Genomic DNA, 26,553 nt, shown 5'->3' with positions numbered 1-26,553 from the left:
AATCCGACACTGCGAAAACAGGGGAAAACCAGACACCTTTGGCGCCGCGTTGCCTGAAAAGTGCAGCGAGCTTCCTCCTGTGCGCGCGGATTTTTGCCAAGGGAGATGCCGTAGCACCGATGTTCCAGTTCGATACTTCCAACCTGCTGCCAAAGATCGTCGCGATCCTCATCACGCTTTGCGGCGTTGCCGTGTTGTCATGGCAGGGGCGCCGGCTCTACCTGCAGATGCGCGAGCTGCCTGTCCGCGTCGACGAAGCGCCGGCGCGATCGCCAAGCCTGTCGCCACAGCTGTTGCAGCGCTTGTTCGGCGACGCAAGCGCGGTGCCTGCCGCCGACCTGCAGAGCGTGCAACTGCAGGGCTGCATCGTTGCGGCCGACCCACGGCAATCGCAGGCACTGCTCCAGATCGAAGGCCAGGGGACGGTGAATATATTCAGTGGTGAGGAATTCCTGCCCGGCGTCGTGCTGCAGCAGGTAGCCCGCGACCATGTGCTGTTCAGCCGCAACGGCCATAGCGGCCGGCTTGATTTCCCCTCCCCGCAAAGCGCAGCACCTGCACTGCCATCCGGTGGTGGCGAATGATCCGGCCCACCATAAGCGCGGCACTGCGACGCCTGGCCTTGCTGTCGGCCCTGCTGCTTGCGCCCTTGGCGATCAGCGCCGCGTCCGCAGAGGATGCTCCCCAGCAATGGAGCATCAACATGAAGGACACGGATATCCGCGACTTCATCGGTGCCGTGGCCAATATCACAGGCGACACGTTGATCGTCGATCCGCGCGTGGCCGGTGAAGTCAATGTCACCACCCAGGAACCGATGACCCTGCCGGAGGTGCGTCGCCTGTTCCTGTCGGTGATGACCATCCACGGCTTTGCGGTGATCGAAGAGGATCGCCAGACGCGCGTGGTTCCCAATGACGAAGCGCGTGTCTTCGCCGATGGTCGCGGCCGCGGCCCGGACGCGATCGAAACCCGCGTGCTGACCGTGCAACATGGCATCGCCACCGAGTTGCTGCCGATGCTGCGGCCGCTGGTGCCAGCCAACGCCCATCTGGCCGCGGTGCCCACCTCCAACGCCCTGATCATCAGCGACCGGCGCGGCAACATCGCCCGCATTGAAGCCCTGTTGCGGCAGCTGGATGCGCCCAGGATGCACGGCCACGCCGACTATGAGGTGCAGTTCGCCAGCGTGGAGAACCTGCAGAAGCTGCTGCAGGCCAGCCTCGGTGCCAGTAGCGCCGGGTCGGCCACCAAGGTGCTGGCCGATGCCCGCACCAACCGCCTGCTGATTTTCGGGCCCGAGCAGGCACGCCAGCGCCTGCTGGCATTGGCGCGCTCCCTGGATGTGGATGCACCGCGCTCGACCACCACCCAGGTGATCCGCCTGCAACACGGTGACGCCAAGCAGATGGCGCAGACACTGGGGGCGATCGGCGATTCCATCAAGCAGGAAGGCGCCGACAAGCAGGCGCAGATGGGCAGCCTGATCCGTGCCGACGAAAGCCTCAATGCCGTAGTCATCCACGCCAAGCCCGAGATGCTGCAGGTGCTGACCGACATCGTGCGGCAGCTGGACATTCCGCGTTCGCAGGTGCTGGTGGAGGCCGCCATCGTCGAGATCTCCGGCGATATCGAGGATGCGCTGGGCGTGCAATGGGCGCTGGATGGCGGTTCCCGCAGCAACGGCGTGGGCGGGGTCAACTACAACAACACCGGCCTGTCGATCGGCACCCTGCTTGGCTCGCTGGCGGCCGGCAGCACGCCGACAGCGCTGCCGTCCGGTGCCATTCTCGGTATCGGCAACAGCAATTTCGGTGCCTTGGTGACCGCGCTTTCAACCAATGCCAAGAACAACCTGCTGTCGACGCCGACACTGCTGACCCTGGACCACGAACCGGCGGAAATCCTGGTCGGCCAGAACGTGCCCTTCCAGACCGGCTCGTACACCACCACCGGCGACGGCACCAGCAACCCGTTCACCACCATCCAGCGCCAGGACATCGGCGTGACCCTGAAGGTGACGCCACACATCAACCAGGGCGGCACCCTGCGGCTGGAGATCGAACAGGAGATCTCCTCGCTGGCGGCCACGCCCAGCGGTATCACCCTGTCCGACGTGATCACCAACAAGCGCTCGATCAAGAGCACCATCCTGGCCAACGATGGGCAGGTGATCGTGCTCGGCGGGCTGATCCAGGATGACGTCACCCATACCCGCTCCAGCGTGCCGCTGCTCGGCAGCATTCCTGGCCTCGGCAAGCTGTTCAGCTCGACCAGCGATACCCGCGTCAAGCGCAACCTGATGGTCTTCCTGCGCCCCACCGTGATCCTTGGCCAGAGCGCCGCCAACGACCTGAGCGAACGCAAATACCTGGATCTGCGCGAAGCACCCAGCACACGCGGCAAGTACGCCAATCCGTTGCCCGCCACGCCGGCACAGCTGTTCGATCGCGGCACGAACGCTTCCGACCCTGCCGGCGCGCGGACACCCGCACGCTGACAGGCTCATACACGCGCCGCACAGCGACCGGTTTGGGGCCGGAGCATGCGACTCGGTTTCATTGCTGTACTTCAAAACAAGGGGAGAACTACTTGAACAACGCAATCAACCTGCGCGCGCTTGCGCTGGCATTGAGCGTGGTATTGCTCGCATCCTGCGACAAGAGCGAAGCGCCGCCGAGCATCGGCGATGGCGGCGGCAATGGCAGTGGCCAGGACGGCGGCACGGCAACGCCGGTGCCGCCGGGCCCGGCTCCTGGTGACGGCAATGGCGATGATGGCTTCGGCGATGACATCGACGTCGGCGGCTCGGGCGGAGATGGCACTGCCGACGGTGGCGGCAATGACAATGACAATGGCGGTGGCAATCCACCCACCACGCCGAGCATACCGGCCACGCCGATCACCCCGGCGACACCGACAGATCCCTATCCGGAGCCAAACTCGGCCCGCTATGACGAAGTGGACCTGAAGGGCTTCTACGACACCGATGCCAGTGGCGCGGTGCGCGCCGTACGCAACGATCTGGTGGGCTCACTCCCGGCGATGATCCAGTTCGCGCAGAGCCACACCGTTGATCCGAATGGCAACGAAGCCAGGAACATGCCGCGCCTGACCAGCGAGCGCGAGGTCTTGCTGTTGGTCACCCCGGATCCGGCACTGCAGGATATCGAAGCCTTGAATGTCACCGTTTCGGTGGACGGCAAGGTCGTGGGTACCGCGCAACTGCTGCACCCCAATGCCATGTACCGCTCGGACTACAACAACAGCGATGGCCGCCCTGACTACAACTATTCGCGGCGCGCCTGGAGCACGCGACTCCCGTGGGATTGGGTGAAGCCCGGCGTCAGCCTGAGCATCAGCGATGACAAGGCGCGCAGTGGCAGCCTGGCGGCGGACAAGATCGATTTTGCCGCACCGGCCGAACTGGTCGTACACAGCATCCGCCTAGGCATGCTGACCGATCCGCCGGGCGAGAGCGATGCGTTCTGGATGCTGAAAAGCCCCGCGCAGGCAGCTGCTGACTACTTCCAGACCATTCCGGCCGCGCGCATGACCGTGGCCTACTACGAGGCGGTCAAGCTCGACCGGGTGATGGTCGCCAACGGCACCATCTACGACACCGCCAGCGCGGTGGAAGGTGGCGTGTACGGCGGCGACATGCGCGAGAACACCGGCAAGTCCACGGTGAGCGTGGGCATCAACCTGGCCAACTTCGGCGCTACCGCTTCGGGCATGGCCGGGCAATCACAGCCGCAATGGTTCCAGAACGTGGTCGCCCATCACGCCGTGGGCGTGTACAGCAACGGCACGCAAAGCCATGGCCTGAGCGGCGGCAACGGCATGCTGACGGTGTACTCCACCAGCGGCAACGAGTTCAGCCATGAGATCGGCCACCACTATGGACTGGGCCACTATCCCGGCCAGGCCGGCGACAACTACTTCTGGTCCGGCCATCACCACGACAGCGGCTGGGGTTACATCGCCTACCGCAAGCGCATGCGTGCCAACCTGCACTGGAGCCGCCCCAAGACCGGGGGCATGAACGGCATGCCGGTGTTCGACGACACCTACAGCTTCGGTACCGATGCGATGTCCGGCGGCCACTATTCCAGCGCCTTGTCGCGCTACACGCATTACACCGGCTACAGCACCAGGAACGCGATCCAGCAGCGCTTGAACAAACCGGTTCCCAGCCAGAGTTCGCCCACCGGCTACCTGGGTTGGAACGCCGACACCCGCAGCATGGAACCGGTGACCGGCAAGGTGCCGACCAGCAAGGAACTGTTCTTCAACTCGCCCGACGGCAACTACCTCAAGCCACGCTTGGTCGGCGCACCGGTGTTCACCGTGCTCGGTGGCTACGACCCGAGTACCGGCAAGGCCTTGCTGTATCCGCCGTTCCGTGGCAACTGGGGCAATGTGTTCGAGCTGCCGACGCCGGTTGCCAACGCAAGCAGCCGCCAGTGCTGGCTGCAGGTCAGCTTCAACGGTGGCGCCAGCAAGCGCATCGCCGTGGCCGGCAATGTCCTGCAGAACGGCTCGGTCAACAAACTGCATGTCAATCTGGCCCAGGCCGACCAGCCGCAGCAGGCCAGCCTGCAGTGCCAGGAACCCGGGGCAGCAGCCAGCACCTTGGCGACGATGAGCTTCCCGCAGAATCTTGCGCCCATGAAGGCGCCGGTCGTGGTCGGCAAGGAAGCGGGGTACACGGCACTGCGCGCGGTGGAACTGCCGGAACTGGAAGCAGTGCTGAGCGCAGCCGCCGGCAAGCCAGTGATCAACCTGGGTTCCCGCGGCGAACTGCTGTATGCCAGCTGGGGCAGCAATGATGACGGTCTGTCGGCCACCGCCAAGGCCGCCCTGCTCGCCTATCAGGAACAGGAACGCAGCAGTCGCCGCATCAACCGCTGGATGAACCGCTACCGCAGCGACCTGCAGGCAGCCAACAACAGTGCCGCCAAGCAAGCCCTGGTCGGCCTGCTGGAGACACTGAAGCTGCGCCAGACACCCTTGCTGCCGCCTGCACAGACGATGCTGGTCGGCAGCAGGAAATACTGCCTGAAGGCCGAGGAGAGGAACGGCGCGCCCGCGGTCTACATCGCCGACAGTGCTACCTGCAGCGGTGCCGAGGATGAGCAGTGGATGGCCGATGCACGTGGCGCCATCCACAGCGTTGCCTATCCCACCAAGTGCCTGTCCTCGTCGGGTGGCAACTCGGCGGCGGTAACGCTGGCCAATTGTGATCGCAGCCTGGATACCCAGGTATTCGACTTCTCGGCGCTGCCGAGGATCACCCGCGGCGGCCGTTGTCTGGACCTGTCCGGTGGTTTCCTCACCACTGGCCGCGGCTCGCTGATCACCTACAACTGCAGCGGCGGCGACAACCAGCGCTGGACCGGCATCAGCCCCAGCGACAACCTGTTGCTGACCCTGCTCAGCAGCAACAACCTGATCGTGCTGCGCGGCTTGAACATTCCGTAACCGGCTACCGCCCGGGGCGCCATGCCCCGGGCTCGCGACCTTGCCAATGAACTCCTCCATCCTGCTCCTGCGGCTGATCGCCCTATCCAGCTGCCTGGTCGGCAACGCCTTCGGCCAGAGCGGCCCGCACGGGCAGCGCCCGCCCTTGCATGCAGCGCCATCGGGCGCACAGGCGCCCCGTCTGCTGGCCACTTTCGTGCATGCGCATGCGCAGCGCTCACTGGCGGTAGTGCGTGTTGCAGGCACCAGCGCACAGACACTGCATGTCGGTGACGAGCTCGGCGGCGGGCTGCGTGTACATGCCATCGCCCATGATCATGTTGTGCTGGCCCGCGGCGACCGCTTGTCGACGCTGCCGCTGCTGGGCCTGGGCAGCGCCCGCCGCACACCTTCGCCAGGCCCGCACGGCACTACTGCCGGACTGTCCACCGCCGGCAAGGCCAGCGTGGCAGCCAGCGTTGTCGGTGAGGCCGTGCTGCGGGCCGACAATCTCGATGCGGTCCGTGCTGCGTGCATGGATCCCTCGCTGATGGCCGCCTTGCCCGATGCACAGAAGGCCGAACTCGGTGCGTTGGGCGTCTGCGCACAGCGCTGAATGATGCGTTCCACGCCTGCCGTGACCAGCAGTTCAGCAGGACAGCGCATACTGATGGCTGGTTCCGCGCCCGCTGGTTACGCCGATGAACGACACCGCCTCCGAACTGCTGCAGATTGCCTGCCCGCATTGCAACGCCATCAACCGTGTTCCGGCTGCACGCCTGGACCAGGCGCCGTCCTGCGGCCGCTGCCACCAGGGCCTGTTCGCGGCGGCACCGATGGTCTTGAACGCAGCGGCATTTGATGCCCATGCCAACCGGTCGCAGATCCCGCTGCTGGTGGATTTCTGGGCCAGCTGGTGCGGCCCCTGCCGACAGATGGCGCCGGAATTCGCGAAAGCGGCCACGCAGCTGGAGCCTGCCATGCGCCTGGCCAAGCTGGATACCGAAGCCGAACCCGCCATCGCCACGCGTTATGGCATCCGCAGCATTCCGACCATGGTGCTGCTGCAGGGAGGCCGCGAGATCGCGCGCCAATCCGGCGCGATGCCGGCCAGCAGCATCGTGCAATGGGCCCGCTCGCACCTGTAGTGCCGAGCCATGCTCGGCAGAAGCTTTCCCAGCCATCCTCAACCTGCGAGCGGCGTAAGCCGCGAAGCTCGCACTGATTGAAGCGCCGCAAAACCTACCCCTCCCCAACCCTCCCCTTGCCTGCGGCAAAGGGAGGGGGCGAAAAACAAAACCCCGCCTTTCGGCGGGGTTTTGCGTACTACAGGCAGCGGTGAGGCTGCGGTGGACTTAGAAGTCCATGCCGCCCATGCCACCCATGCCGCCCATGCCACCGGCGCCGCCCATTGCCGGCTCGTCCTTCTTCGGAGCTTCGGCAACCATGGCTTCGGTGGTGATCATCAGGCCAGCGATCGAGGCTGCGTTCTGCAGCGCCGAACGGGTCACCTTGGTCGGGTCCAGGATGCCGAATTCCAGCATGTCGCCGAATTCGCCGGAAGCGGCGTTGTAGCCGAAGCTGCCGGTGCCTTCCTTGACCTTGTTGACGATGACCGACGGTTCTTCACCGGCGTTGGCAACGATTTCGCGCAGCGGGGCTTCCATCGCGCGCAGGGCGATCTGGATGCCGTGGTTCTGGTCTTCGTTGTTGCCCTTCAGGCCGGCCAGAGCGGTGACAGCACGCACCAGCGCAACGCCGCCGCCCGGGACCACGCCTTCTTCGACGGCTGCGCGGGTAGCGTGCAGGGCGTCGTCAACGCGGTCCTTCTTTTCCTTCATTTCGATTTCGGTCGAGGCGCCGACCTTGATCACGGCAACGCCGCCGGCCAGCTTGGCAACGCGTTCCTGCAGCTTCTCGCGATCGTAGTCCGAAGAGGTTTCTTCGATCTGGGTCTTGATCTGCTTGACGCGCGACTCGATGCCGGCAGCTTCGCCAGCGCCATCGATGATGGTGGTGTTTTCCTTGGAAACCTGCACCTTCTTGGCGCGGCCCAGGTCCTTGATGGTGGCCTTTTCCAGCGACAGGCCAACTTCCTCGGAGATCACGGTGCCGCCGGTCAGCACGGCCATGTCTTCCAGCATCGCCTTGCGACGGTCGCCGAAGCCCGGTGCCTTGACGGCCACGACCTTGACGATGCCACGGATGGTGTTGACCACCAGGGTAGCCAGCGCTTCGCCTTCGATGTCTTCGGCGATGATCAGCAGCGGCTTGCCTGCCTTGGCGACGCCTTCCAGCACCGGCAGCAGATCACGCACGTTGGAGATCTTCTTGTCGTGCAGCAGGATGAACGGGTCGTCCAGGTCGGCGGTCTGCGACTGCTGGTTGTTGATGAAGTACGGCGACAGGTAGCCGCGGTCGAACTGCATGCCTTCAACGACGTCCAGCTCGTTTTCCAGACCCGAGCCTTCTTCAACGGTGATCACGCCTTCCTTGCCGACGCGCTTCATCGCTTCGGCAATGATGTTGCCGATCGACTCGTCCGAGTTGGCCGAGATGGTGCCGACCTGGGCAATGGCCTTGTCGTCAGCGGTGGGCTTGGAGATGTTCTTCAGCTCGGCGACGGCGGCAACCACGGCCTTGTCGATACCGCGCTTGAGGTCCATCGGGTTCATGCCGGCGGCAACGGCCTTGGCGCCTTCGCGGATCAGGGCCTGGGCCAGCACGGTAGCGGTGGTGGTGCCGTCGCCAGCATCGTCATTGGTGCGCGAAGCAACTTCCTTCACCATCTGCGCGCCCATGTTCTCGAACTTGTCAGCCAGTTCGATTTCCTTGGCGACGGACACGCCGTCCTTGGTGATGGTCGGGGCGCCGAAGCTCTTCTCGAGCACGACGTTGCGGCCCTTCGGGCCCAGGGTTGCCTTGACGGCATTGGCGAGAACGTTGACGCCGCGCACCATGCGCGAACGGGCGTCTTCACCGAAACGAATATCCTTGGCAGCCATTGCGATTACCTCTGAGTAGAGCCGAGCCAAGCTCGGCTGCTTTTATCGGGAAAGGGGTATTACAGGAACAGGTGGCGCGGCGGCTCAGCCGATGACGGCAAGCACGTCGTCTTCGCGCAGCACCTTGTACTCGACGCCTTCGGCCTTGTAGGACGAACCGGCGTACTGGCCGTAAATGACCTTGTCGCCAACCTTCAGCGACGGGGCGCGCACCGAACCGTTGTCCAGCGGCTTGCCCGGGCCCACGGCCACGACTTCACCCTTGGTGGACTTTTCCTTGGCCGAATCCGGGATCAGGATGCCGCCGGCGGAGATTTCGTCGGCTTCGATCGGCTTGACCACAACGCGGTCGTGAAGCGGCTTGATGCTCATGAAAGACCTCTTAAGTAATTGATTGGCCTGAAATTCCGGCGACACCAGCGGTAAAACCAAGGGGATGCCGGCATCACGCGTAAAAAGACCCGTCGAACGGGCTTGTCTGGAAGATGGGGCTGGCCGGGGACCTTTCAAGGGGAGGCTGGCAAATTGATTGGGGTACCGCCGGCCGGGCGGCGGGGCCTATCACCGCGCCAAGTCAGCTGCCCCAGGACATGCATCATGTAATCCCGTGCCATCCAGTGATCCCCAAGATACGGCCGCGCAATGGGTCCACCAGCTGCAATGCCGAAGCGCCGCTGCGGACAGCCCCCTCCTGCACAGGCACCTCCCGGCCCTCCCCCATGCCGGAGTGGATGTCGCCCCTTGGGCGTCGCTGCGCACTGAAAGCGTCATTGCCATGCCGGCACAAGTACGCAACCACAGACGCCACTGTTCAAGGCGCTGCCTGGGATCCGTCGCGCATGGATGGCGGCCGGGAAGTCGGACCCCCGTTGCCAGCGGCATCCAGATCTTTTTCTGCCCTCCCTGTTCCTGACCGAAGAGAAGCCCAGTTCCTCACACACGTTCAAGCCGAGGCCGTCTACAGCGCCCGCGGCGGCAATGACGCTGAACGTCTGACCCAGGCCATGGGGCCTGTCCAACTTCAAATCCCGCCTGGGCAATGCGCACCAGAACGCGGTGGACATGCGCCACCAGATGAAGGCGCTGAAGATTCCGGACGATGCTACGGAATTGGACGCCAAGCTGGTTACGTCACTGCAAGAGGCGGTGATCTGGTATGACTCCATGCTCAAGCTCACCGACCTGCCGGATGGTTTCAGCGACGAGCAGGCAGCACCCTTGCTTGAAGCAATGGATGCGACCGCGACCAAGTTCGACGAGCTCACCGATGAGCTGGACCAGATGCAGGATGCCTACGCCAGAAAGCACCGCATCGACCTGACCCACGCCGAATCCCCGACAGCAAGCGAAAGCTGATTCTCTCAGCAGCTGCCAACAGCGCGCAGGACGTTGCTCAATTTGATACAGCGCCTGCGCGCCACCCGCTTGGCCTGAGCAGAAACCGATAGGTCATTACATGCCACCCAATGGGGCCAGGCCGAGGCGCCGCTCGAAACAAAACCACCAAGAGCAGCACCCCTTTTAAAATGTTAGCCAAAGGGGCCATTTACGTTAGCCGGGGAACAACGCGACTTCGACATCACAAAGTAAACCTCACGCTGCCCCTATCCTTCCCAGCATTTCGCACTATCAATACGAAATCGAATCTATACCTGCTCCATTCTCAAGCAAGTCAGCGAGGCTTCCGCAAATATGGACAGCCTCCTCCGGATCGATATTCCCATTACCAACAAGGTAAACCCCCTCCCCTGAAGCCCCGTTCATGAAGAGAAATGTCCTTCCTCCACCGTCGTCCCCAAAGGGTATTGCGCCCGGGATGTACTTGGTGAACATATAAGCTTCATTCATTTCAATACATCCTTTCGGGCCCCATATCCTAAAGTACTGCCCGGACTTTGCTTCAAACTCCATTTCGGTCTTTTCGAGCGAAAGTGACACATAATCATCGGGAATCAGCGGGAATACATTTTTAAGTTTTTCAACATCCCGTAGCGACGCCCCTTGCTTACTAGCCAGAAGCCGAACATCTTTTGACAAGTTCATTTCAAAACCCCGAAACTCGTTGATATGAAACACCAAGCTTGTCGAGCATACTGTATTGCTGCGTCAAGACCTTAGAGATTGTAGCGTCACTAAATCCAGCAGACCTAAGATCTCCTAGGATACTATTTAGCTCCTGATCCAACGTTGAACTCCAGACCCCCTGCCCACTGTCCTTTCGGTCTCTGTATCTTGCATTTTGTGCATTCGAGATCGCGGTGTGCGGAGACCCCTTTCCGGTTTCAATGGTGATCATGGGTGCAAGGTTCGGGTTATATCCTGGCAGATTTTGCTTTGCCCACTCCTGCTGTAGACCATGATGGGATTGGAGTCGATTTCCATTGGGGCCAACCCCCCGTGGTTTTGGCTGCGCAGTACCATGCATTGTATTGAACAGGACATAAGGATCATTTGGATCAAGCCCTTGCGTCGGCGGTGGGCAAGCCGTCAAACCCAAGGGATCAACATGCGTATTCGGATTATCTACATACCCTTGTGGCCTGAGCCCTCCGCCTAATCCCAACGGATCAGGCGACAAGTACTGCGCACTGTCCGGATCATAGTAACGATGGCGGTTGTAGTGCAGCCCGCTCTCAGCGTCGTAGTACTGGCCGGGGAAGCGGATTGGGCAGTCCACTGCGTCGTCGTTGGCCGCTGCTCGGCGCCATACGCGTTGCTGGCCCCAGGCCTTGGGGCTGTTGCTCCAGGCCAATTCACCGGTTTCGTCCAGCAGTTCGCGCGGCGTACCGACGTGGTCGGAGACGACATACCAGAGCTTATCTGCGCGCTTCTGTGCGAGCGGGGTCAGGCCGCCGGGTGCGTAGGCCCATTGCGTGGCTTGATCGTAGGCCACGGTCCCATCGGCGTAGATCGGCGCCGCTTCAATCAGCTGATCCCGGCTCCACGAATATTCCTCACCCACAACAATGCGCTTTGTATCCGCTGCGCGCGCCGCGGTTGATCCGTCGTTTGGGCCTGCCAGCGAATCGCCATCCTGCCCTGAATCCCGCAGCCCGCCTGCGATCACTTTCAGTTTGCGGATACGCCGCCCAAGCCCATCGTATGCGTAGCGCCAGCGTTCACCCTTGGGCGTGGTCAGCTCGATCAACCGGTTGTCGGCGTCCCAGCGGTAGCTCCAGTGTTGCGGCCGGAAGCCATTGGGCTGTTCTGTCTTCTCACACAGGCGGCCCTGCGCGTCGTAGCGATACGTGGTGCCACCCTGGCGAACTATGCGGCCGGCACGTTGCTGCACGCTATGGCGCTCTACCCCTGGGAGATTGGACAACGTGCGGTTGACCAGATTGAGGGCACCGTCGTAGACGAAGCTTTCGTCCAGCGATGGTTGATGCGCGCTGCCGTCCAGATGCTGGCCGATGACCTGGTTGTTGCCGTTGTAGCGGAAACGGCTGCTGCCCCAGCGCTGGTCGATCTGCACGGGATTGAAGGCGCGGTCGTATTGATAGCTGCGCTGCACCACCGTTGCCTGCCCCTGCAATCCATAGGCGTGCGACGGGTACGACAATGCATCGTCACTTGGCGTACTGCCGGCAGTTTGCTTGGTGAGCAAGCTCAGTGGATTGAATTGCTGCGCCAGCTGGAAGCCTGCTGCGCTGTGCCGCTGCACATCGCGACCCAAGGCATCGCGCTGGATCTGCAGCGGTGCATGACCTTCAATGCCCAGCGACGTCAAGGCGCCATTGACGTCGTAAGCCCAGTGCACCTGGTGGTCGGCGCTCAGTTCCTTGGGAGCACCAGTGAGTTCGTCGTAGCTCCAGCGCACTTCGCGGCCGTTGCTGCGCTCGGCCAGCAGACGGCCCACAGCGTCACGTTCGTACTCGAGCACACTGTCGCCGTGGCTGACGCGGATCAGGCGACCGTGATCGTCGTAGTCGAGCTTGGTATCGATGCTTGGGCTATCGGGATGGGCCGAGCGGCGGCGGATCGCCAGCAGCCGGCCACTGGCGAGGTGGTAGTCGTAACCAACCGTGGAGCCGTCTGGGCGCTGGGTGGTGTGCAGCCAACCGACAGCGTTGTAGTCATAGCGGGTCTGCGCGCCGCCGTAGTCGGTCTCCTTGATCAGGCGGCCGGCTGCGTCGTACTCGTAGCGATAACTTTCGCCGACGCCGTTGGTGACGCAGACCAGCCGGGTCAGCTTGTCGTACCCCAGCTGCAAGCCACCACCTGCCGGATAGTGCACGTGCTCCAGCAGATCGAAAGCACCGTACTGGTACTGCGTGGTGCGGCCTTCGCCATCGCTATGACATATCGGCAGGCGCTCGCTGTCGTAGCTGATCTGCTGTGTGCTGCCGTCAGCGAGGATAAGCTTGCTGACGGAGCCGCGCGGATTGGCATGATCGGCGTGTTCATAGCGGGTCGACTGGCCGAGTGCGTCCTGGCTTTCCACTGTCCTGCCGAACAGATCCTTGTGCAGCGTATGCTGGCTGCCATCGGCACGGGTCAGCTTGGTGAGCCGTTGGTAGCGGTCGTAGTCCAGACGCAGCTGTGTGCCATCCGGGTTCTCCTGGCGCAGCAGCTGGCCGTTCCCGCTGATGCGATAGCTGGTACGCTGACCGAGTGGATTGACCGCAGCAATCAGGTTTCCGCGTGCATCATGGCTGAACCCCCACTGGGTTCCGTCCGAGCTGGCGGCCGATGTGAGGGCACCAAGGCTGCTATAGCCGTAGCGCTCCCACGACGCATCCGGATGGCTGACCTGCACCAGCTCGTCAAAATCGTTGTACTCGAAGCGGGTAACCCGCCCCAGTGGATCGGTTTGCGACAGCTTGAGGTTGTTCTCGTCCCACTCCGTCAGCCAGTGATGGCCGAGGGGGTCAATCTGGCAAATGATCAGGCCTTCGGCATTATGATAGTACTGGCTGCAGCCGCCTTCAGCGTCGTAGTAGAGAGCGCAGTTCCGCACGTCGTCATAGACGAAGCGATCTGCATAGTGGCCACTGTCGGTGCGCGTACTCAGCACGCGGCCCCTTGCGTCGTACTCCACGTGTGCGCCGGTGAGCGCAGTGTCGTGCCAGCGCAGCATGCGGCCATCACGATCATAGCCATGGAACAGGGTTCCAAACTGATGGCTACGGCATTGCGCCAGCCGCCCGTCGGCGTCATAGCTACAACGCAGAAGTTCCAAACCATCCTCGGCCCCGCCTTGCACCTGTACCGAGATGACCCGGCGATCAAGGCACTGCACCAGCAATGCATAGCCGTCGCTGTGCTCAATGCGGGCGAGCGCGCCGTTGGCGTAGTGGAAGCGGATGCGGTTACCGTTGATATCCTCGATGTCACTCAAGCGTCGTGTTTGACCATCTTCCTGGCCAAAGCTGAGCACCGTGCGGGTGCTGCGGTCGAACAGACGCAGCACTTGCGAGCGCCTGCCGAACAGGCAGTAACGGCGCTCGCGAAGATTGACGGCCTGTACCTCGTCATCCGGCGTATGGAATACGAGCGTCGCGCCATGCGGTGTATGCAAGGTGGCGGTTTCGCCATCCAGCTCCAGCCGCTGCGACCATTCATCCATCCACTTGTCACCAAACGCACCACGGAACGACGCCGTCGAGCGATAGCTTCGGGTGAGCTGTAGTGGCAAGGTTCCGGGTAGCGCCAGTACTGGCCACTGCTGCAGGAAGTCGCCGGTGCCGATGTCAACAGGATCGCTGACGCATTTATTTGTCCCCGGTTGACTGCCGCTGCCTTTGGAGGAGGTAGTAGCAGGCTTGGAGGTATTGGGCGCAGGGGGTGGATCTTGCTTCGGCTTCGGTTGCGCATCCGGTTTCGGCTTCTGCTGCTGTGGCGGCGCATCGGCACCAGGCTTCGGTTTCTTTCCACGCGGCAACGGCAGCAGATTCACAACAATGTTGGCCCAGCGCAGCGCAGGTGAGCGGCTGTCTTTGACCTCATGGATCACGGCCGTTTCAATGGTTTCAACTATCGTCCTGCAGCCGTCATTGACGTTGCCATCACAGGTGCTGCGATGACCAACACGCACGATATTGCGGCCATTGGCATAGACGGTTTTGGCGCCTTCAGCCAGCAGGCTTGGCCCCGGGTGTTCGGAGCACGCCACCCGATCGCCAACCCGCGCGACGGGCCTGCCCTCGAAGAACACATTTGCTGAGCCTTCGGCGATGACACCTTTGTTGTCGCCATACTGCCCAGCGGTGGATGCAAAGGTGGCGATACCTGCGCCGACAAATCCTGCGGTAGCAGCGGCGGCAGCGAGCACAAGCAGACCGGCACCACAGGTTGCCACGGTCACTGCGACAATGGCGATCGCGGCAGCCGCGCCAATGATGGCGCCCCACAGGGCGGCGTTTTTGTTGATATGCCCGATCGGGTCGCCCATGCGCGCCGGTGCATCACCCTCGGTGGCGACTTTCTTGCCGCCGCCCAACGTGCCGCAGAACAGATCCGCCAGGCCGGCGCCGGCCATGCTGCCCAGATAACCTCCTGCCATGCCCGCGCCAGCGGCAATAGCGAACGTTCCCAGCGAGACAGCCGCTGCAGTGCCAGCAGCGGCAACGCCAGCACTCGCCGCGCCCGCTGCAGCCACACCCGCAGAACCCAGCGCCGATGCCCCCATCAATCCGTAGTTGAACTCCTCGCTTTCGAGGACATCCAGCACGTTGTTGTTGCCCCGATCAAAATCGCTGACATCGGGGTTTGGAATGCTGTAACTGTCCTGCGGCGGCTGGCGCACTATATCCATGATTTCATTGCGTCGAGCGCTGTTGGCCGCACCCACTGCAACGCTTGTCTGCACCGTCATGGTTTGGTTTTCCCCTGCGACACTTATTGCGCTACGACGGCGCTTTTGTCTTGGCCGGTGCGAAAGCGGAAGGTCTCCACCAGAGCCAGAATCTGCTGCTTCTGCTCCTGCGATATCAGCCCCGGCATACTGGCGGTGAAAATCAGCGCACGTTGTTGTTCGGCAGTCAGCACCATGCATTGATGGATCGGCCCTTGCGCCGATGACCAGCTGAATTCGGACAACATGGCTTCACGGCCATCCACCTGCATGGGCAGCAGTTCCAGCTGTTTGTGGTCCTTCAGACTGCTGGCGATTGCCGCAATTTCCTTCTTTGCGAAGCTCTCAAACGCCATGCCCCACGGCAGTGTGTCGCGGGAAATGGTGAAGCTCAGCCCGGTGCCATTGCCTTGCGCGGTAGTAAGCACATTGATGCTCTCGTCCTTCCACGCAGCGGGAATCTGGATGGTGCCTTCATTGATAGCGAACATTCCTCTCAGCTCTTTTCTTTATTCAGATGGACTACCGGGCCATCGATGAAGATGCCTTTTTTGCTGATCACGATGCTGGACGGACCAAACTCCAGTTTGATCATTTCTTTCGTCATCGTGACGCTGCCAGCACCTACGGCGTGTTTGATCTGGTCGCTGGCCTCGTACAGCTGCGTACCCGGGCTATCGGTTTTCCCCTTGGTCTTGACCTGTACCGTATTGGCATCGGTGGAACGCATCTTGGCGATGGTTTCGCTCAGCCCGCCTTGGGCCAGCGTCTTTGACTCGTCACCGGTTTTCAACGTGACCGAGCGGTTGCCCTTGTCCACCACGTGCGTTTCTGCATCCAGCACGGTGATGTTCATATCCTTCTGCGAATACAGATCAATCAGCTCTTTGCCGGCGGTATCGCGGATCGTCATGCGGCACTGACCGCCACCACCAGGCGTGGAATTGCTGATGAAGCCCATGACGGTGCCGCCATCCGGACCGTCGAACGGCATGGTCTGCTGGGCGTTGAACAGGCGCCCGGTGCACACCGGGCGGTCCGGGTCACCTTCGATGTAGTCGATCAGCACTTCCTGGCCGATGCGGGGAATCGACACCGTGCCCCAGCCGCGCCCGGCCCAGGGCTGGGAAACACGTATCCAGCATGAGCTCGATTGATCGTGCTTGCCTTCCAGGTCCCACGGGAACTGCACCTTGATGCGGCCGAGCTTGTCGGTGTGGATCTCCTGACCCGCCGGGCCAACCACGGTTGCGGTCTGCGGGCCTTTCATGGCGGGCTTGGCGTGATGACGAACCGGCCTGTACGGCACCTTGCGGCGGATCATGGTCAGGCTGTTGTCATACACATCCGCCTGGCCTGCGCTGTTGCCGTCCAGATTGAAGTTGTTGCGCGCATTGATCTGCGTACCAACCACCAGGAAGTCGGCATCGGCCTCGCTTTCAAACCAATGATGGCCACTCAACTGGAACGTGTGGCCGGCCTGCATGCCACGGCATTGCGATTGCGCCATGAACAGCTTGGCCTGCCATTCGTAGGCCTCCATCAGATGCTGGGCGTCGCGGCTGCCGGCTTTCTTGTCCGGATAGGCGTAAGCCGGATTGCCGTGATAGACGGTCAACTTCGGCACCTCGCCTTGGTGGGCGACCGTGGGCTGCTCCACATACTGCACCGCATACGGATCGGCGTACTTGAAGGTATTCAAGGCCACCGCGCTGGGCTGGAAATTGCGGTAGGCCGCCAGTGCGGTGAGCGTGTCCTGCGCGTCTACATGATCGCCGGCGTTGTAGCGGACCACGGCGTGACCAGTTTGCGGCGGGCAGAACGCGCTGTCGGCCGAGTCATCACTGATGACCAGACGATGGCCATCGGCGCGATGTTCGAAGTAGTAGAACAGGCCGTAGCGCTCAAGCAGGCGGCTGACGAAGTTCAGGTCGCTTTCGTCGTACTGGACAATATAGGTTTCCGCGCCGGGCCTGCGAGTAACCCGCACCTGGTAGTCCGGCAGGCCGCCATAGTCCTTGAACACCACGTCCAGCACATCCAACGCCGACATGTCCTGGAAGATGCGGCTGTTGATGCGCGCGCCCAGGTACCACAGCCACGGCCGCAGCTCGGCGCTATACACCGCAAGGCCGCCGTCGGTGCTGGCGAAGCCGAAGGAGGTGACGTATCCATTGACCGGGTACTCACTGCCATCAGCCAGCTTGATGCCGACGGTGAAGCTATTGCCCATCACTTCCTGCAGGTCGATACCCGCATTTCGCGACAGCAACTGCAGGCGATAGCAGTACAGGTCCGACAGCGCGCTGCTTCCTTCCATCGCCGATGCGTACAGCCGCTTGTCTCCGCTGAGCGGCGCGTGCAAGCGCAGCAGGCGGTCCTTGTCCTCGAGTACGCCGCGCTCCTCGTCGAAGGCTTCGCGCAGGCGGGCCATCGGCGGCGCGTAGAACTCGGGCTTGCGGATGAAATCCTGCACGGCCTGGCCGCCCAACGGGTGCTCGTCGGGAATCAACGTGGCGGGGACAAAGGGGGGCGTCGCCAGCGCTGGCAGGCTGGTGGCAGCGACAAACGGCGGCGTCGCGAATGCAGGCAGACCGGGGGAGGTAACAAAGGACTGCGCCAGGGTGGTGGCATCGGACGCCGCGCCCATCAGAGCTGAAAGCTCCGGAACAGCAATGCCTGCCAGCGGCGTGCTGGCGGCAATCACTCCCGCAACGTTGTCACCTTGCAGCGCCTGCACCACGCCCACCGCAGACGAAACCGCCGCGACAGCCTTATGCGCTTTGGCAGCGATTTCACCATCGATGGATTGCAGCGCGGCATCGGTTGCCTTCAATGCGTTGGCAGGGATCAGCGTGTCAGCTGCTGATTTCGCCGCCACAAACGTTGAAGTTCCGACGCCGTGCTTGGACGGTGAACTCTTGAAATTTTCTGGCATGCAGCTTCCTGCCGCGCACGGCACAAGGCGAAGGACTATTCCTTCGACTTTAGGCAGGTTGCCGCCAGGATGATTCGGGATTCATCTGAAAATCAGTGAAAACAGCCTTTTCCCCGCTTGCGTGGGAATGCCGGTTTCACCAGGAAAACCAACGAAGTCAACGCCAATAAAAAAAATGGCGTGCCCCGGGGGATTGCGGGACACGCCATACCAAGAGAGAGCCGCCCGGACTGCAGGCTGAACTACTTTTTTTCGAATATCACAGGTATCGCGACCACTGCACCGAGGCACTGGCCGGGCTTGCCGGCAGCCCGTTGCTGCCGGTGCTGCACACGGGTATCAGGTTCAGGCCACCACCACTGGGAACATCGACCGAGATGCCACCGGCCGAGATGGTGGTGTTGGAGGTCTGGTTGCTGCCTACGGTCAGGCTGCCATGGATGGTCACCGTGGCACCGCTGGTCGACAACTGCTTGCCCAGCATCACGCTGCCACGCAGTTCCCAACCGGCAATCGAGGCTCCGCCTTCGGCGATGACGGCGGTATTGGCGATCGGCAGGCCCTGGTAGGTCTGTGGCTTGCCGTCGGCTCCCTGCCCTTCCCATTCGACGAACTGCGAACGGCTGGCGCACAGGTTGCTCGGATAGAAGTCGCCGCCGCAGACCCGGGTGGCACCGGCAAAGTTCGGCGCGATGAGATCCCGGTGACCGGCACTGGTGAAGGTGATGTTGCCGCCACAGGTCGCCTGTTCCGGATCGTCACACCCGCGCACGACGATGCTGTTCAGCATTTCGGTGCTGGTGCCATCGATCTTCACCGACTGGTCGAACCAAAGCACGCCCGCCGGCATCTTGCCGACGCCGTGCAACAACCAGCTGCCATCGCGCTGGAGGGCGTTCAGGCAGCCCTTGTCATTGGTGTTGTTGCAGGTCATCAGTTCCTGCAGGAGTGCCAGCTGCACCGCATTGGGATTCTTCAGCGGGTATACGCCGTCGATGGATTCTCCATTGGCGCGCTTGACGTTGCGGATGGTCAGCTGCGGCGCGCCGTCGACCGTGCTGAAAGCGTAGTTGGCCATGCCCAGGAAGTTGTCGGCATCAACCGGCTTCACCCGCGCTTCGCAGTAGGGGATGCCAGGCAGGCCCGGCGTCGCCCCGGCCTGGTTGGCCTGCACGTTGCCGAGGTTCTTGTTGATGCTGCCAGCGAGCTGGCCCGCACCGGTCACCGAGACCTCGGTGACCGTCATGTTGCCGCCACCGAGCAGGTTCTTGACCGTACCCGAGGTCATTGCGATGGTGCCGCTCGCCCACAGCGTCTCGTACTTGCCGCTCCAGCCGGACACGGTGACGTTATAGCCCCACAGCTGGCCAACGGTGAGCGTTGCCAGCCCCACCGTGCCACCGGCAATGCGGGTGGAGCGGAAGCTGAGCGCATCCGGCAGGCTGGCATCGTCCGCGCCCTTCAAGCGCTCGGCATCGGCCGCGCCCGTCAGCAGACCGGTGCTGGGATCAACCCTCAGCAGCGGGTTGCCCGCACTGTCCTGCTTGCCGAAATCCAGCAGGAACTGGCTCTCGTCGGTGAGGGTGACCACCACGTGACCGCTGTTCAATGGCGCAACGGTACCGGTCACCCAGGGCGTGTCACCGGTAACGGTACCCGGGATCAAGCGCCCGCCGACTTCGGCGGTGCCGATGAGCTGCGTGCCGGAATAGACCCCCACGGCATATGCGCCTGCCTTGATGGCGTTGTAGTTGCCACCGCTGACGCCGTTGCCGATCTGGATATTGCGTGCCCACAAGGTGGTGCCGCTGGGATTGCCCATGCCATCGATGCGGATGCTGCCTTCCGAATACAGATGACCGTTGTCGGTGATACCACCGCCGGTCATGGAGACATCGCCCTTGACGCAGCCGGAGATGCGCGCAGTGGAACCGCCACCGATGGTCAGGTTGCCGGCGACCACGATGTTCTCGTAGTCCACGGCATTGGTGACGTCGAGCTTGCCACCGCTGTAATCAAGATCGCCGTTGAACACCATCGGTGCCTTCGGCATGGACGCACAGACCGGTGGCGTCCCCGGCGTACCGCTGCCGGGCAGCACGTCATAGACCACCTCCACCGTGGCGGTGGTCAAGGCGTTGCCCACGCCTGCGGTGCCGGTAACACGCGCGGTCACCTGGTAGTGATCGCTGCCGGCAGCTGCCACCGAAGTCACCGTGGCAGCGCGCACGCCCAGCGCCTCCAGTCCGGTGACCGGCTTGGCGTCGTTGCCTACCCAGCCCGGCCATACACTTGTTTCCACCTGCAGCAGATACAGCCGCAGCGCTTCGACACCGCGCCAGGCAGCGGCCTGTGCCGCCGTTGCCGAATGCGTGGTCAACTGCTGTGACTGGGTACCGCGCAGCGAGTAAATGGTGGCAGCAACCGTCACCGATACCGCCAGCCCCACCATCAGCACGATCAGCAGGGTGGCGACACCGCGCTGGCGCTTCCAGGCGGAAAAGCGATTCTTGTCCATACGCGCGTGCTCCTTGTGCATCAGCTGGTGATCACTGCGAGATTGGGCAGGCAGGCCACGAACAGATGGCTGCTGGCATCACTGCGCTCCAATGCCAACTGCTGGCCCACGGCGGCGCTGGGCGTGGCACTGAAATCCTGTTGCATGTAGGGCAGGCACTGGCGCTGACCCTTGAGCGAAAACACATAGCCCGGGGCCAGCGTCATCGCGCCAAGTTCCTCTTCCCCCGCCGCAAAGGCGTTGCCATCTTTCTGCGCGGGCGTGAAGAATGCGGCACCGCCGGCCAGCAACTGCTGTTCGCTGCTGTCCCATGCCGCCACCTCGGCGTTGCTGCAGGCCTTGGGGGTGAACCGGTACAGGCCCTCGCCGTCCACCAACCGCAGGCCGGAGCAGACATAGTCGCTGGCGCTGAGGTCGGCCTTGTAACGCCATACCAGCTCCTTGCCCGCATCGCGTACGTGCAGTTTGCTGTTCAAACTGTCTGCGGCCGGCACGCCGAAGCCCGCACTCTGCAGTTCGATCTGTGCCGACAACAATGCAGCCGACACCTGGCCATCACGCAATGCCGAACGCGAGGCATTGCTGGAGACTTCCACCATGGTCTTGTACAGCGTCATCATCGCGGCGATGGTGATCAGCGAGATCACCAGACCCACCATCATGCTGATCAGGCTCTGACCGCGTTGTCGCTGGCCGCCGATACCGGAAACAGTGTGCAGGTGCATGCTCATTGCCTCGTCGAGACCAGCAGGTCGGGATCGTCTTCGCCAGCGCCCTTGTTGCCGAGGTCACTGGCAGTGACGGTCAGGTCCACCCGCTGCGGCGCCTCCACGGTACGTTCCACGCCCGCCATGGCCAGCGTGGCCGTTGCCGGCTCGCAGCTGACGGCCGCGTTCCTGGCCTCGCCGTTGGGCAGGCTGATCTCCAGTGTGGCGCTACCGCACAGGCCCACGCCCTGGCCATGCAGGCTGTCGCGCAGGCGTTCCACCATCAGGTTTTCCACCTTGGCATCGCGCTGGCTGTTCATCACATTGGCCACGACATGCGCCAGCCCGGCACCGATGATGCTGGTGATCAGCACCCCGACCAGGGCTTCCAGCATCATGTCGCCGCGCTGGCGGCGCGGCGGATCAAAGCAGATCGACATAGAGTGGATCCTGGCTGTTCATGCCAACGGCAATACGCGAATGGGTGGCACCGCTGCTGCAACTGGCAGCGCCGGGCAAGCGCTGGCCGCGGTTGTCGAAGGCCACGCACGACAACTGGTCTGCCGCGGCCTGTAGCGCCTCGGCATCGGCGTAGTCATCGCCCCCCGTCAGGCGATACTCACCGCCACGTGGCAGTTCGCCCTGCCACAGCACCTCGTTGCCATCGCCGCGCAGGACCTGCAGGCTGCGCTCACTGCGCTGCAGACGGGCCGACGTGGCGGCGCCGATGACATGCTCGGGATTGCGCAAGGCCAACGAGCGGGTCTGCGACACCGCCTCCCACAACAGGTTGCGCGCCTGCATCTGCCGGTTGCTGTCGATCCACTGGCGCGCGAACGGCATGCTTGCCAGCGCCAGTACCGCCATCACTGCCAGGGTCACCATCAATTCGATCAGTGAAAAACCCGTGGCACGCCGACTCATGGCCAGTCACTCACGCCGGCGCAGTTGCCGGAGACGGTGCGGCTGTTGCCGGAGTCCAGCTTGAGCGTGCAACCACTGGCCTTGCCCAGTGCGCTGCCGGCGACGGCCTTCAGCTCATAACCACCGCTGCTGGCGGTGTAGGTGTAGGTGAACTGGCCGGCCTTGGTCGCCGCGTTCCAGCCCTTCTTGGCGGCGGCATCAGTGGCCGGGTAACCCAGGGTGCGCTGGCGGAAGTTCTCCACCGTACTGGACAACGCCATCAAATCGCTTTGCGCTGTACGGATCTTGCTGCGCAGGACGTAGTCCGAGTACAGCGGCATGGCGATGGCAGCCAGGATCGCGATGATGGCCACGACGATCATCAACTCGATCAACGTGAAGCCCCGGTTGTTGTGTTGTTGCATACGCCCCCCTGTAGAGCCTTGCGAACACCTGCATCCGCCGTGGAGTGAACTTCGTAAGAATTGGCCTGCATCCGTTGTCAGATGAAAACCAGGTGAAACTGTGACCGGCCGCAATATACAATTGATGACAACGATGTCAACACTTCCACCTGAAAGTGCCGTAACCGCTTCTGCGACAATGGCCGGATGGACGTAAGACTGGTCTTCTGCACCTGCCCCGACGAACAAACCGCGCAGGCCTTGGCTCAAACCCTGGTAGAGCAGCGTTTGGCTGCCTGTGTGAACTTGTTGCCTGCGATGCGGTCTGTGTACCGCTGGCAGGAGCAGATTGAACAAGCTGAAGAGGTTCAGCTGATCATCAAGACCTGCGCTGATCGGCTGGACGCGCTGAGCGCCGCCATCAGGCGGCAGCACCCGTATGAATTGCCGGAGATCGTGGCGATCTCCCCCAGCGCCGGCTTGCCGGCGTATCTGGACTGGATCCGGGCGCAGACCCGGGAGGAAACATAATTAATGATGCTGTTGCGACAATTTGCCGCCTTCTGCCTGTTTTCCCTGGCCGCCCTGCCGGCGTTGGCCATCAATGAAAAAGACCTGCTGCCGGTAGACCAGGCCTTTGCGCTGCGCGCCGAAGCGCCCAGCCGCGACCGCATCGAGCTGCGCTGGGACATAGCCCCGGGCTATTACCTTTATCACCACCGCACCAGCGTCAAGGCCGGCCCCGGCTTCACCGCCGGTGCGTTGCAGATGCCGCAGGGGGAAAAGAAGCACGACGAGTTCTTTGGCGACGTCGAAACCTACCATCGCCAGCTGCGCTCCATCCTTCCCGGCACCGCCGACCCGGGCGTCAACAGCGTCACCCTGGAAGTCCGTTACCAGGGCTGTGCCGATGCCGGCGTCTGCTATCCGCCGCAGAAGCGCACGGTCGAAGTGCGGCTGCCCGCCGCCAACGTTGGCGCCCCTGCCGCCGCGCCCGCCCCTTCGGCTGCGCCCCTGTTCAACCCGCTCGCCGGCAACAGCGGTGGCGGCCTCAACCTGCCCGGCACCGCTGCCGTGCAGGCCTTGCCGCTGCCCTCGGAAAAGGCGTTCGGCTTCGAAGCCATCGTCGACAACGGCAACCGCCTGCTGCTGCGCTTCTCGCCCGCACCGGGTTACTACCTGTACCGCGACCGCACCTCGCTGGCACTGGAAGGCGCCGACGGCGTGCGCGCCGGCCGACCGCAGTGGCCAGCCGGCAAGCCTTACCGCGACGAACACTTCGGCAACGTGGTGGTGTACTTCGACCAGGTCGACGTGCCGTTGCCGCTGCGCCGTGACAAGCCTGACGCAACCCCGGCCACCTTGGTCGTGACCTTCCAGGGCTGCCAGACCGATGGCATCTGCTACCCGCCGATGACCCGCCGGGTGCGGCTGTCACTGCCTGCCGGCAAGGTCTCGCAGAAGGAGAAGGAGGAACTGGCGGTCGCCCCGCTGGTGATTCCGCCGCTGCCGGCCGGCAAGAAGGGCGACGTCACTCCGATGCCGCTGATCGACCCGGCCAACCCGCCGGCACCGCAGCCACTGGTGGTCCGGCCGGCCGCCGAGGCCGCCAGCCTGGCCGAGGCCGCACCGGATGCATCGGCCGACAACACCCGCCGCAGCCAGCCGCCGGCGCAGGCCGCGGGCGATGGTTCCTTGCTGTGGATATTGCTGTTGGCCTTGGCCGGTGGCCTGATCCTGAACCTGATGCCCTGCGTACTGCCGGTACTGTCACTGAAGGTACTTGGCGTGGCGCAGAGCGGCGAAAGCCGCCAGCGCGCACGCAACCACGCGCTCTGGTACACCGCTGGCGTGCTGGTTGCATTTGCCGCGATCGGCGCACTGGTGCTGGCCCTGCGCGCGGCCGGCCAGGCTGCCGGTTGGGGCTTCCAGCTGCAGCACCCGTGGTTCATCGCCGCACTGGTGTACCTGATGTTCGCGGTGGGCCTGAGCCTGTCCGGGCTGTTCACCCTGGGCGGCAGCGCGGGCCAACTGGGCCAGAACCTGGCCAAGCGCAGCGGCCCCAGTGGTGACTTCTTCACCGGCGTGCTGGCCTGCGTGGTCGCCAGCCCCTGCATTGCGCCGTTCATGGGCCCGGCACTGGCCTACGCCTTCACCGCCCCGCCTGCCCTGGCGATGCTGGTGTTCCTGGCACTGGGCCTGGGCCTGGCACTGCCGTTCCTGCTGATCGGTTTCGTGCCGGCGCTGGCCATGCGCCTGCCCAAGCCGGGCGCATGGATGGAAACCTTCAAGCACGTGATGGCGTTCCCGATGTACCTCACCGCCATCTGGCTGCTGTGGGTACTGGGCAAGCAGCGCGGCATCGATGCGATGGGGCTGATGCTGATCGGCCTGACCGTGCTGGCGCTGGGTCTGTGGTGGTTCGAACGCAGCCGTTGGCACAGCCGCCGGATCGGCATGGTACTGGGCGCGGTGATCGCGCTGCTGGCCCTGGTGCCGGTGTGGGGCGTGACCCGCCTGCCACCGCCGGGCGCCGCCGTGGCCAGCGAAGGCACGGTGGCTTACTCGCCGCAGATGCTTGACCGCCTGCGCGCGGACAACCGCGTGGTGTTCGTGAACATGACTGCCGACTGGTGCGTCACCTGCAAGGCCAACGAGCGCAACGTGCTGGACCGCGACAAGTTCCGCGACACGCTGAAGCGGGTCAACGCGGTGTACATGCGCGGAGACTGGACCAATGTGGATCCGCAGATCAGCGCCTTCCTCGACCAGCACAAGGCCGTCGGCGTACCGCTGTACGTGGTCTACGGCCCGGGCGCACCGCCGCGCGTGCTGCCGACCGTGCTGACCCAGTCCGTCGCCGAAGAAGCGCTGCTGCGCGCGGCACGCTGATGCGCCGCGCCGTATGGTGGGTGGCAGGTATTGCCGCAGCGGCCGGGCTGTCCGCCGGCGCATGGCTGAGCCGCCCAGCAACGCCGGCGCGGCCATCGATGAGCGAACCTGCCACGGCGCCGCGTTCGGCCACGCCGGTGCAGGGTGTACGCGTCGGCGAACTGATGCCCTCGTTCGCCCTGCCCGACCTGGATGGCATGCCGGTGCAGTTCCCGGAGCGCTTCAAGGGCAAGCCGTTGCTGATCAATGTATGGGCAAGCTGGTGCGCGCCCTGCATCGAAGAGATGCCGGAACTGGCGCGCTTTGCCGCGCGTCACGCTGATAGCGGTCCGCAGGTTGTGGGGCTGGCGTTGGATACACCCGATGCGGTGTTGGATTTTCTTGGCAATGTGCCGGTGTACTACCCCATCGTCATCGAGACACCGGGGCCGAACGACGCCAGCGTCAAGCTGGGCAACTCGCAGGGCCTGTTGCCGTACAGCGTATTGATCGACGCGCAAGGGCGCGTCCTCAAGCAGAAGCTTGGCCCGTTCAAGGCGGGCGAGATTGATGCCTGGGTAAAAGATACGCCGACCATTCCAACACCGTGATCCCGCGCCGCGGATAGACGCGGCACACTCGGCGCGACGTGAATCGCCGAAGCGCGATCAAGGCAGCAGCGCTGGATTGGCGATCTGATCATTGAGTTTCCGGTGTCATGCGATGCCGTAGATTTCCGTGGCATCCGCTGGTAGATCTGCTGCCCAGGGAGTTGAGTGCATTGCTTTGCATTGCATTGCTTTGCACTGCTTTGCACTGCTTTGCATTGCTTTGCACTGCTTTGCACTGCTTTGCACTGCTTTGCACTGCTTTGCACTGCTTTGCACTGCTTTGCACTGCTTTGCACTGCTTTGCACTGCTTTGCACTGCTTTGCACTGCTTTGCACT

21 protein-coding genes are annotated in these 26,553 nt (G+C 63.1%); 9 read left to right on the top strand and 12 right to left on the bottom strand.

Annotation, left to right across the window (positions count from 1 at the left end):
* The first annotated feature begins 119 nt into the window (after positions 1 to 119).
* From AC1VXC_RS14645 to trxC, 5 genes are all read left to right on the top strand, one after another.
* Positions 120 to 584, top strand: a complete 465-nt coding sequence (locus tag AC1VXC_RS14645) for a type II secretion system protein N (protein WP_482995060.1) — start codon at positions 120 to 122, stop codon at positions 582 to 584.
* Positions 581 to 2,500: a type II secretion system secretin GspD gene (gene gspD / locus AC1VXC_RS14640; protein WP_481538646.1), complete on the top strand. Its 1,920-nt coding sequence runs from the start codon at positions 581 to 583 to the stop codon at positions 2,498 to 2,500. Before AC1VXC_RS14645 ends, gspD begins: the two co-directional genes overlap by 4 nt.
* A 92-nt stretch (positions 2,501 to 2,592) precedes the next feature.
* Positions 2,593 to 5,484 (top strand): M66 family metalloprotease, encoded by a 2,892-nt coding sequence (locus AC1VXC_RS14635; RefSeq protein WP_481538645.1) that lies wholly within the window; start codon positions 2,593 to 2,595, stop codon positions 5,482 to 5,484.
* Positions 5,485 to 5,530: 46 nt separating this feature from the next.
* A complete protein-coding gene (locus tag AC1VXC_RS14630) occupies positions 5,531 to 6,079 on the top strand; it encodes a type II secretion system protein N (RefSeq protein WP_481538644.1) in 549 nt (182 codons plus the stop codon).
* Positions 6,080 to 6,164: 85 nt separating this feature from the next.
* Positions 6,165 to 6,611 (top strand): thioredoxin TrxC, encoded by a 447-nt coding sequence (gene trxC, locus AC1VXC_RS14625; RefSeq protein WP_481538643.1) that lies wholly within the window; start codon positions 6,165 to 6,167, stop codon positions 6,609 to 6,611.
* 207 nt (positions 6,612 to 6,818) lie between these two features.
* Here trxC and groL read toward each other — a convergent pair whose 3' ends face one another.
* A complete protein-coding gene (groL, locus tag AC1VXC_RS14620) occupies positions 6,819 to 8,468 on the bottom strand; it encodes a chaperonin GroEL (protein WP_312917138.1) in 1,650 nt (549 codons plus the stop codon).
* Positions 8,469 to 8,552: 84 nt separating this feature from the next.
* A complete protein-coding gene (locus AC1VXC_RS14615) occupies positions 8,553 to 8,840 on the bottom strand; it encodes a co-chaperone GroES (RefSeq protein ID WP_057626824.1) in 288 nt (95 codons plus the stop codon).
* Positions 8,841 to 9,530: 690 nt separating this feature from the next.
* Here AC1VXC_RS14615 and AC1VXC_RS14610 point away from each other — a divergent pair.
* A complete protein-coding gene (locus tag AC1VXC_RS14610; protein ID WP_481538642.1) occupies positions 9,531 to 9,824 on the top strand; it encodes a hypothetical protein in 294 nt (97 codons plus the stop codon).
* Between the two features lie 273 nt (positions 9,825 to 10,097).
* On the opposite strand, the gene AC1VXC_RS14605 is transcribed toward AC1VXC_RS14610, so the two are convergent.
* The 9 genes from AC1VXC_RS14605 to AC1VXC_RS14565 all read right to left on the bottom strand — a co-directional run bounded on the left by AC1VXC_RS14605 (position 10,098) and on the right by AC1VXC_RS14565 (position 22,755).
* Positions 10,098 to 10,511 (bottom strand): SMI1/KNR4 family protein, encoded by a 414-nt coding sequence (locus tag AC1VXC_RS14605; protein ID WP_481538641.1) that lies wholly within the window; start codon positions 10,509 to 10,511, stop codon positions 10,098 to 10,100.
* 1 nt (position 10,512) lies between these two features.
* Positions 10,513 to 15,261: an RHS repeat-associated core domain-containing protein gene (locus tag AC1VXC_RS14600; RefSeq protein ID WP_482995059.1), complete on the bottom strand. Its 4,749-nt coding sequence runs from the start codon at positions 15,259 to 15,261 to the stop codon at positions 10,513 to 10,515.
* 47 nt (positions 15,262 to 15,308) lie between these two features.
* Entirely contained in the window at positions 15,309 to 15,755 is a 447-nt protein-coding gene (locus AC1VXC_RS14595; RefSeq protein ID WP_313173375.1) for a DcrB-related protein, read from the bottom strand.
* Positions 15,756 to 15,760: 5 nt separating this feature from the next.
* Positions 15,761 to 18,202 carry a type VI secretion system Vgr family protein gene (locus AC1VXC_RS14590; protein WP_481538640.1) on the bottom strand — a complete coding sequence of 814 codons (2,442 nt, stop codon included), beginning with the start codon at positions 18,200 to 18,202 and terminating at the stop codon, positions 15,761 to 15,763.
* Positions 18,203 to 18,461: 259 nt separating this feature from the next.
* Positions 18,462 to 20,720 carry a hypothetical protein gene (locus tag AC1VXC_RS14585; protein WP_481538639.1) on the bottom strand — a complete coding sequence of 753 codons (2,259 nt, stop codon included), beginning with the start codon at positions 20,718 to 20,720 and terminating at the stop codon, positions 18,462 to 18,464.
* Positions 20,721 to 20,740: 20 nt separating this feature from the next.
* Entirely contained in the window at positions 20,741 to 21,451 is a 711-nt protein-coding gene (locus tag AC1VXC_RS14580) for a PilW family protein (RefSeq protein WP_313494415.1), read from the bottom strand.
* Positions 21,448 to 21,867 (bottom strand): type IV pilus modification PilV family protein, encoded by a 420-nt coding sequence (locus AC1VXC_RS14575; protein ID WP_313173379.1) that lies wholly within the window; start codon positions 21,865 to 21,867, stop codon positions 21,448 to 21,450. Before AC1VXC_RS14575 ends, AC1VXC_RS14580 begins: the two co-directional genes overlap by 4 nt.
* Positions 21,851 to 22,351 carry a pilus assembly FimT family protein gene (locus AC1VXC_RS14570; RefSeq protein ID WP_313173380.1) on the bottom strand — a complete coding sequence of 167 codons (501 nt, stop codon included), beginning with the start codon at positions 22,349 to 22,351 and terminating at the stop codon, positions 21,851 to 21,853. Before AC1VXC_RS14570 ends, AC1VXC_RS14575 begins: the two co-directional genes overlap by 17 nt.
* Positions 22,348 to 22,755 (bottom strand): type IV pilin protein, encoded by a 408-nt coding sequence (locus AC1VXC_RS14565; RefSeq protein ID WP_481538638.1) that lies wholly within the window; start codon positions 22,753 to 22,755, stop codon positions 22,348 to 22,350. The genes AC1VXC_RS14570 and AC1VXC_RS14565 overlap by 4 nt, the downstream gene beginning before the upstream one ends.
* Before the next feature lie 186 nt (positions 22,756 to 22,941).
* Between AC1VXC_RS14565 and cutA the strand changes: the two genes are divergently transcribed.
* The 3 genes from cutA to AC1VXC_RS14550 are packed head-to-tail and all read left to right on the top strand — an operon-like array spanning position 22,942 to position 26,216.
* Positions 22,942 to 23,265, top strand: a complete 324-nt coding sequence (gene cutA / locus AC1VXC_RS14560) for a divalent-cation tolerance protein CutA (protein ID WP_313173382.1) — start codon at positions 22,942 to 22,944, stop codon at positions 23,263 to 23,265.
* Between the two features lie 3 nt (positions 23,266 to 23,268).
* A complete protein-coding gene (locus tag AC1VXC_RS14555) occupies positions 23,269 to 25,626 on the top strand; it encodes a protein-disulfide reductase DsbD family protein (RefSeq protein ID WP_481538637.1) in 2,358 nt (785 codons plus the stop codon).
* Positions 25,626 to 26,216: a TlpA family protein disulfide reductase gene (locus tag AC1VXC_RS14550; protein ID WP_313173384.1), complete on the top strand. Its 591-nt coding sequence runs from the start codon at positions 25,626 to 25,628 to the stop codon at positions 26,214 to 26,216. Before AC1VXC_RS14555 ends, AC1VXC_RS14550 begins: the two co-directional genes overlap by 1 nt.
* Before the next feature lie 105 nt (positions 26,217 to 26,321).
* Here the strand turns inward: AC1VXC_RS14550 and AC1VXC_RS14545 are convergent.
* A partial coding sequence (locus AC1VXC_RS14545; RefSeq protein ID WP_481538636.1) for a hypothetical protein occupies positions 26,322 to 26,553 on the bottom strand: 232 nt, incomplete at its 5' end.

This window comes from Stenotrophomonas sp. STEN033 (genome assembly GCF_056856655.1).
The sequence above is the reverse complement of the archived record's forward strand: the minus strand, read 5'-3'. Positions and strand labels throughout refer to the sequence as shown.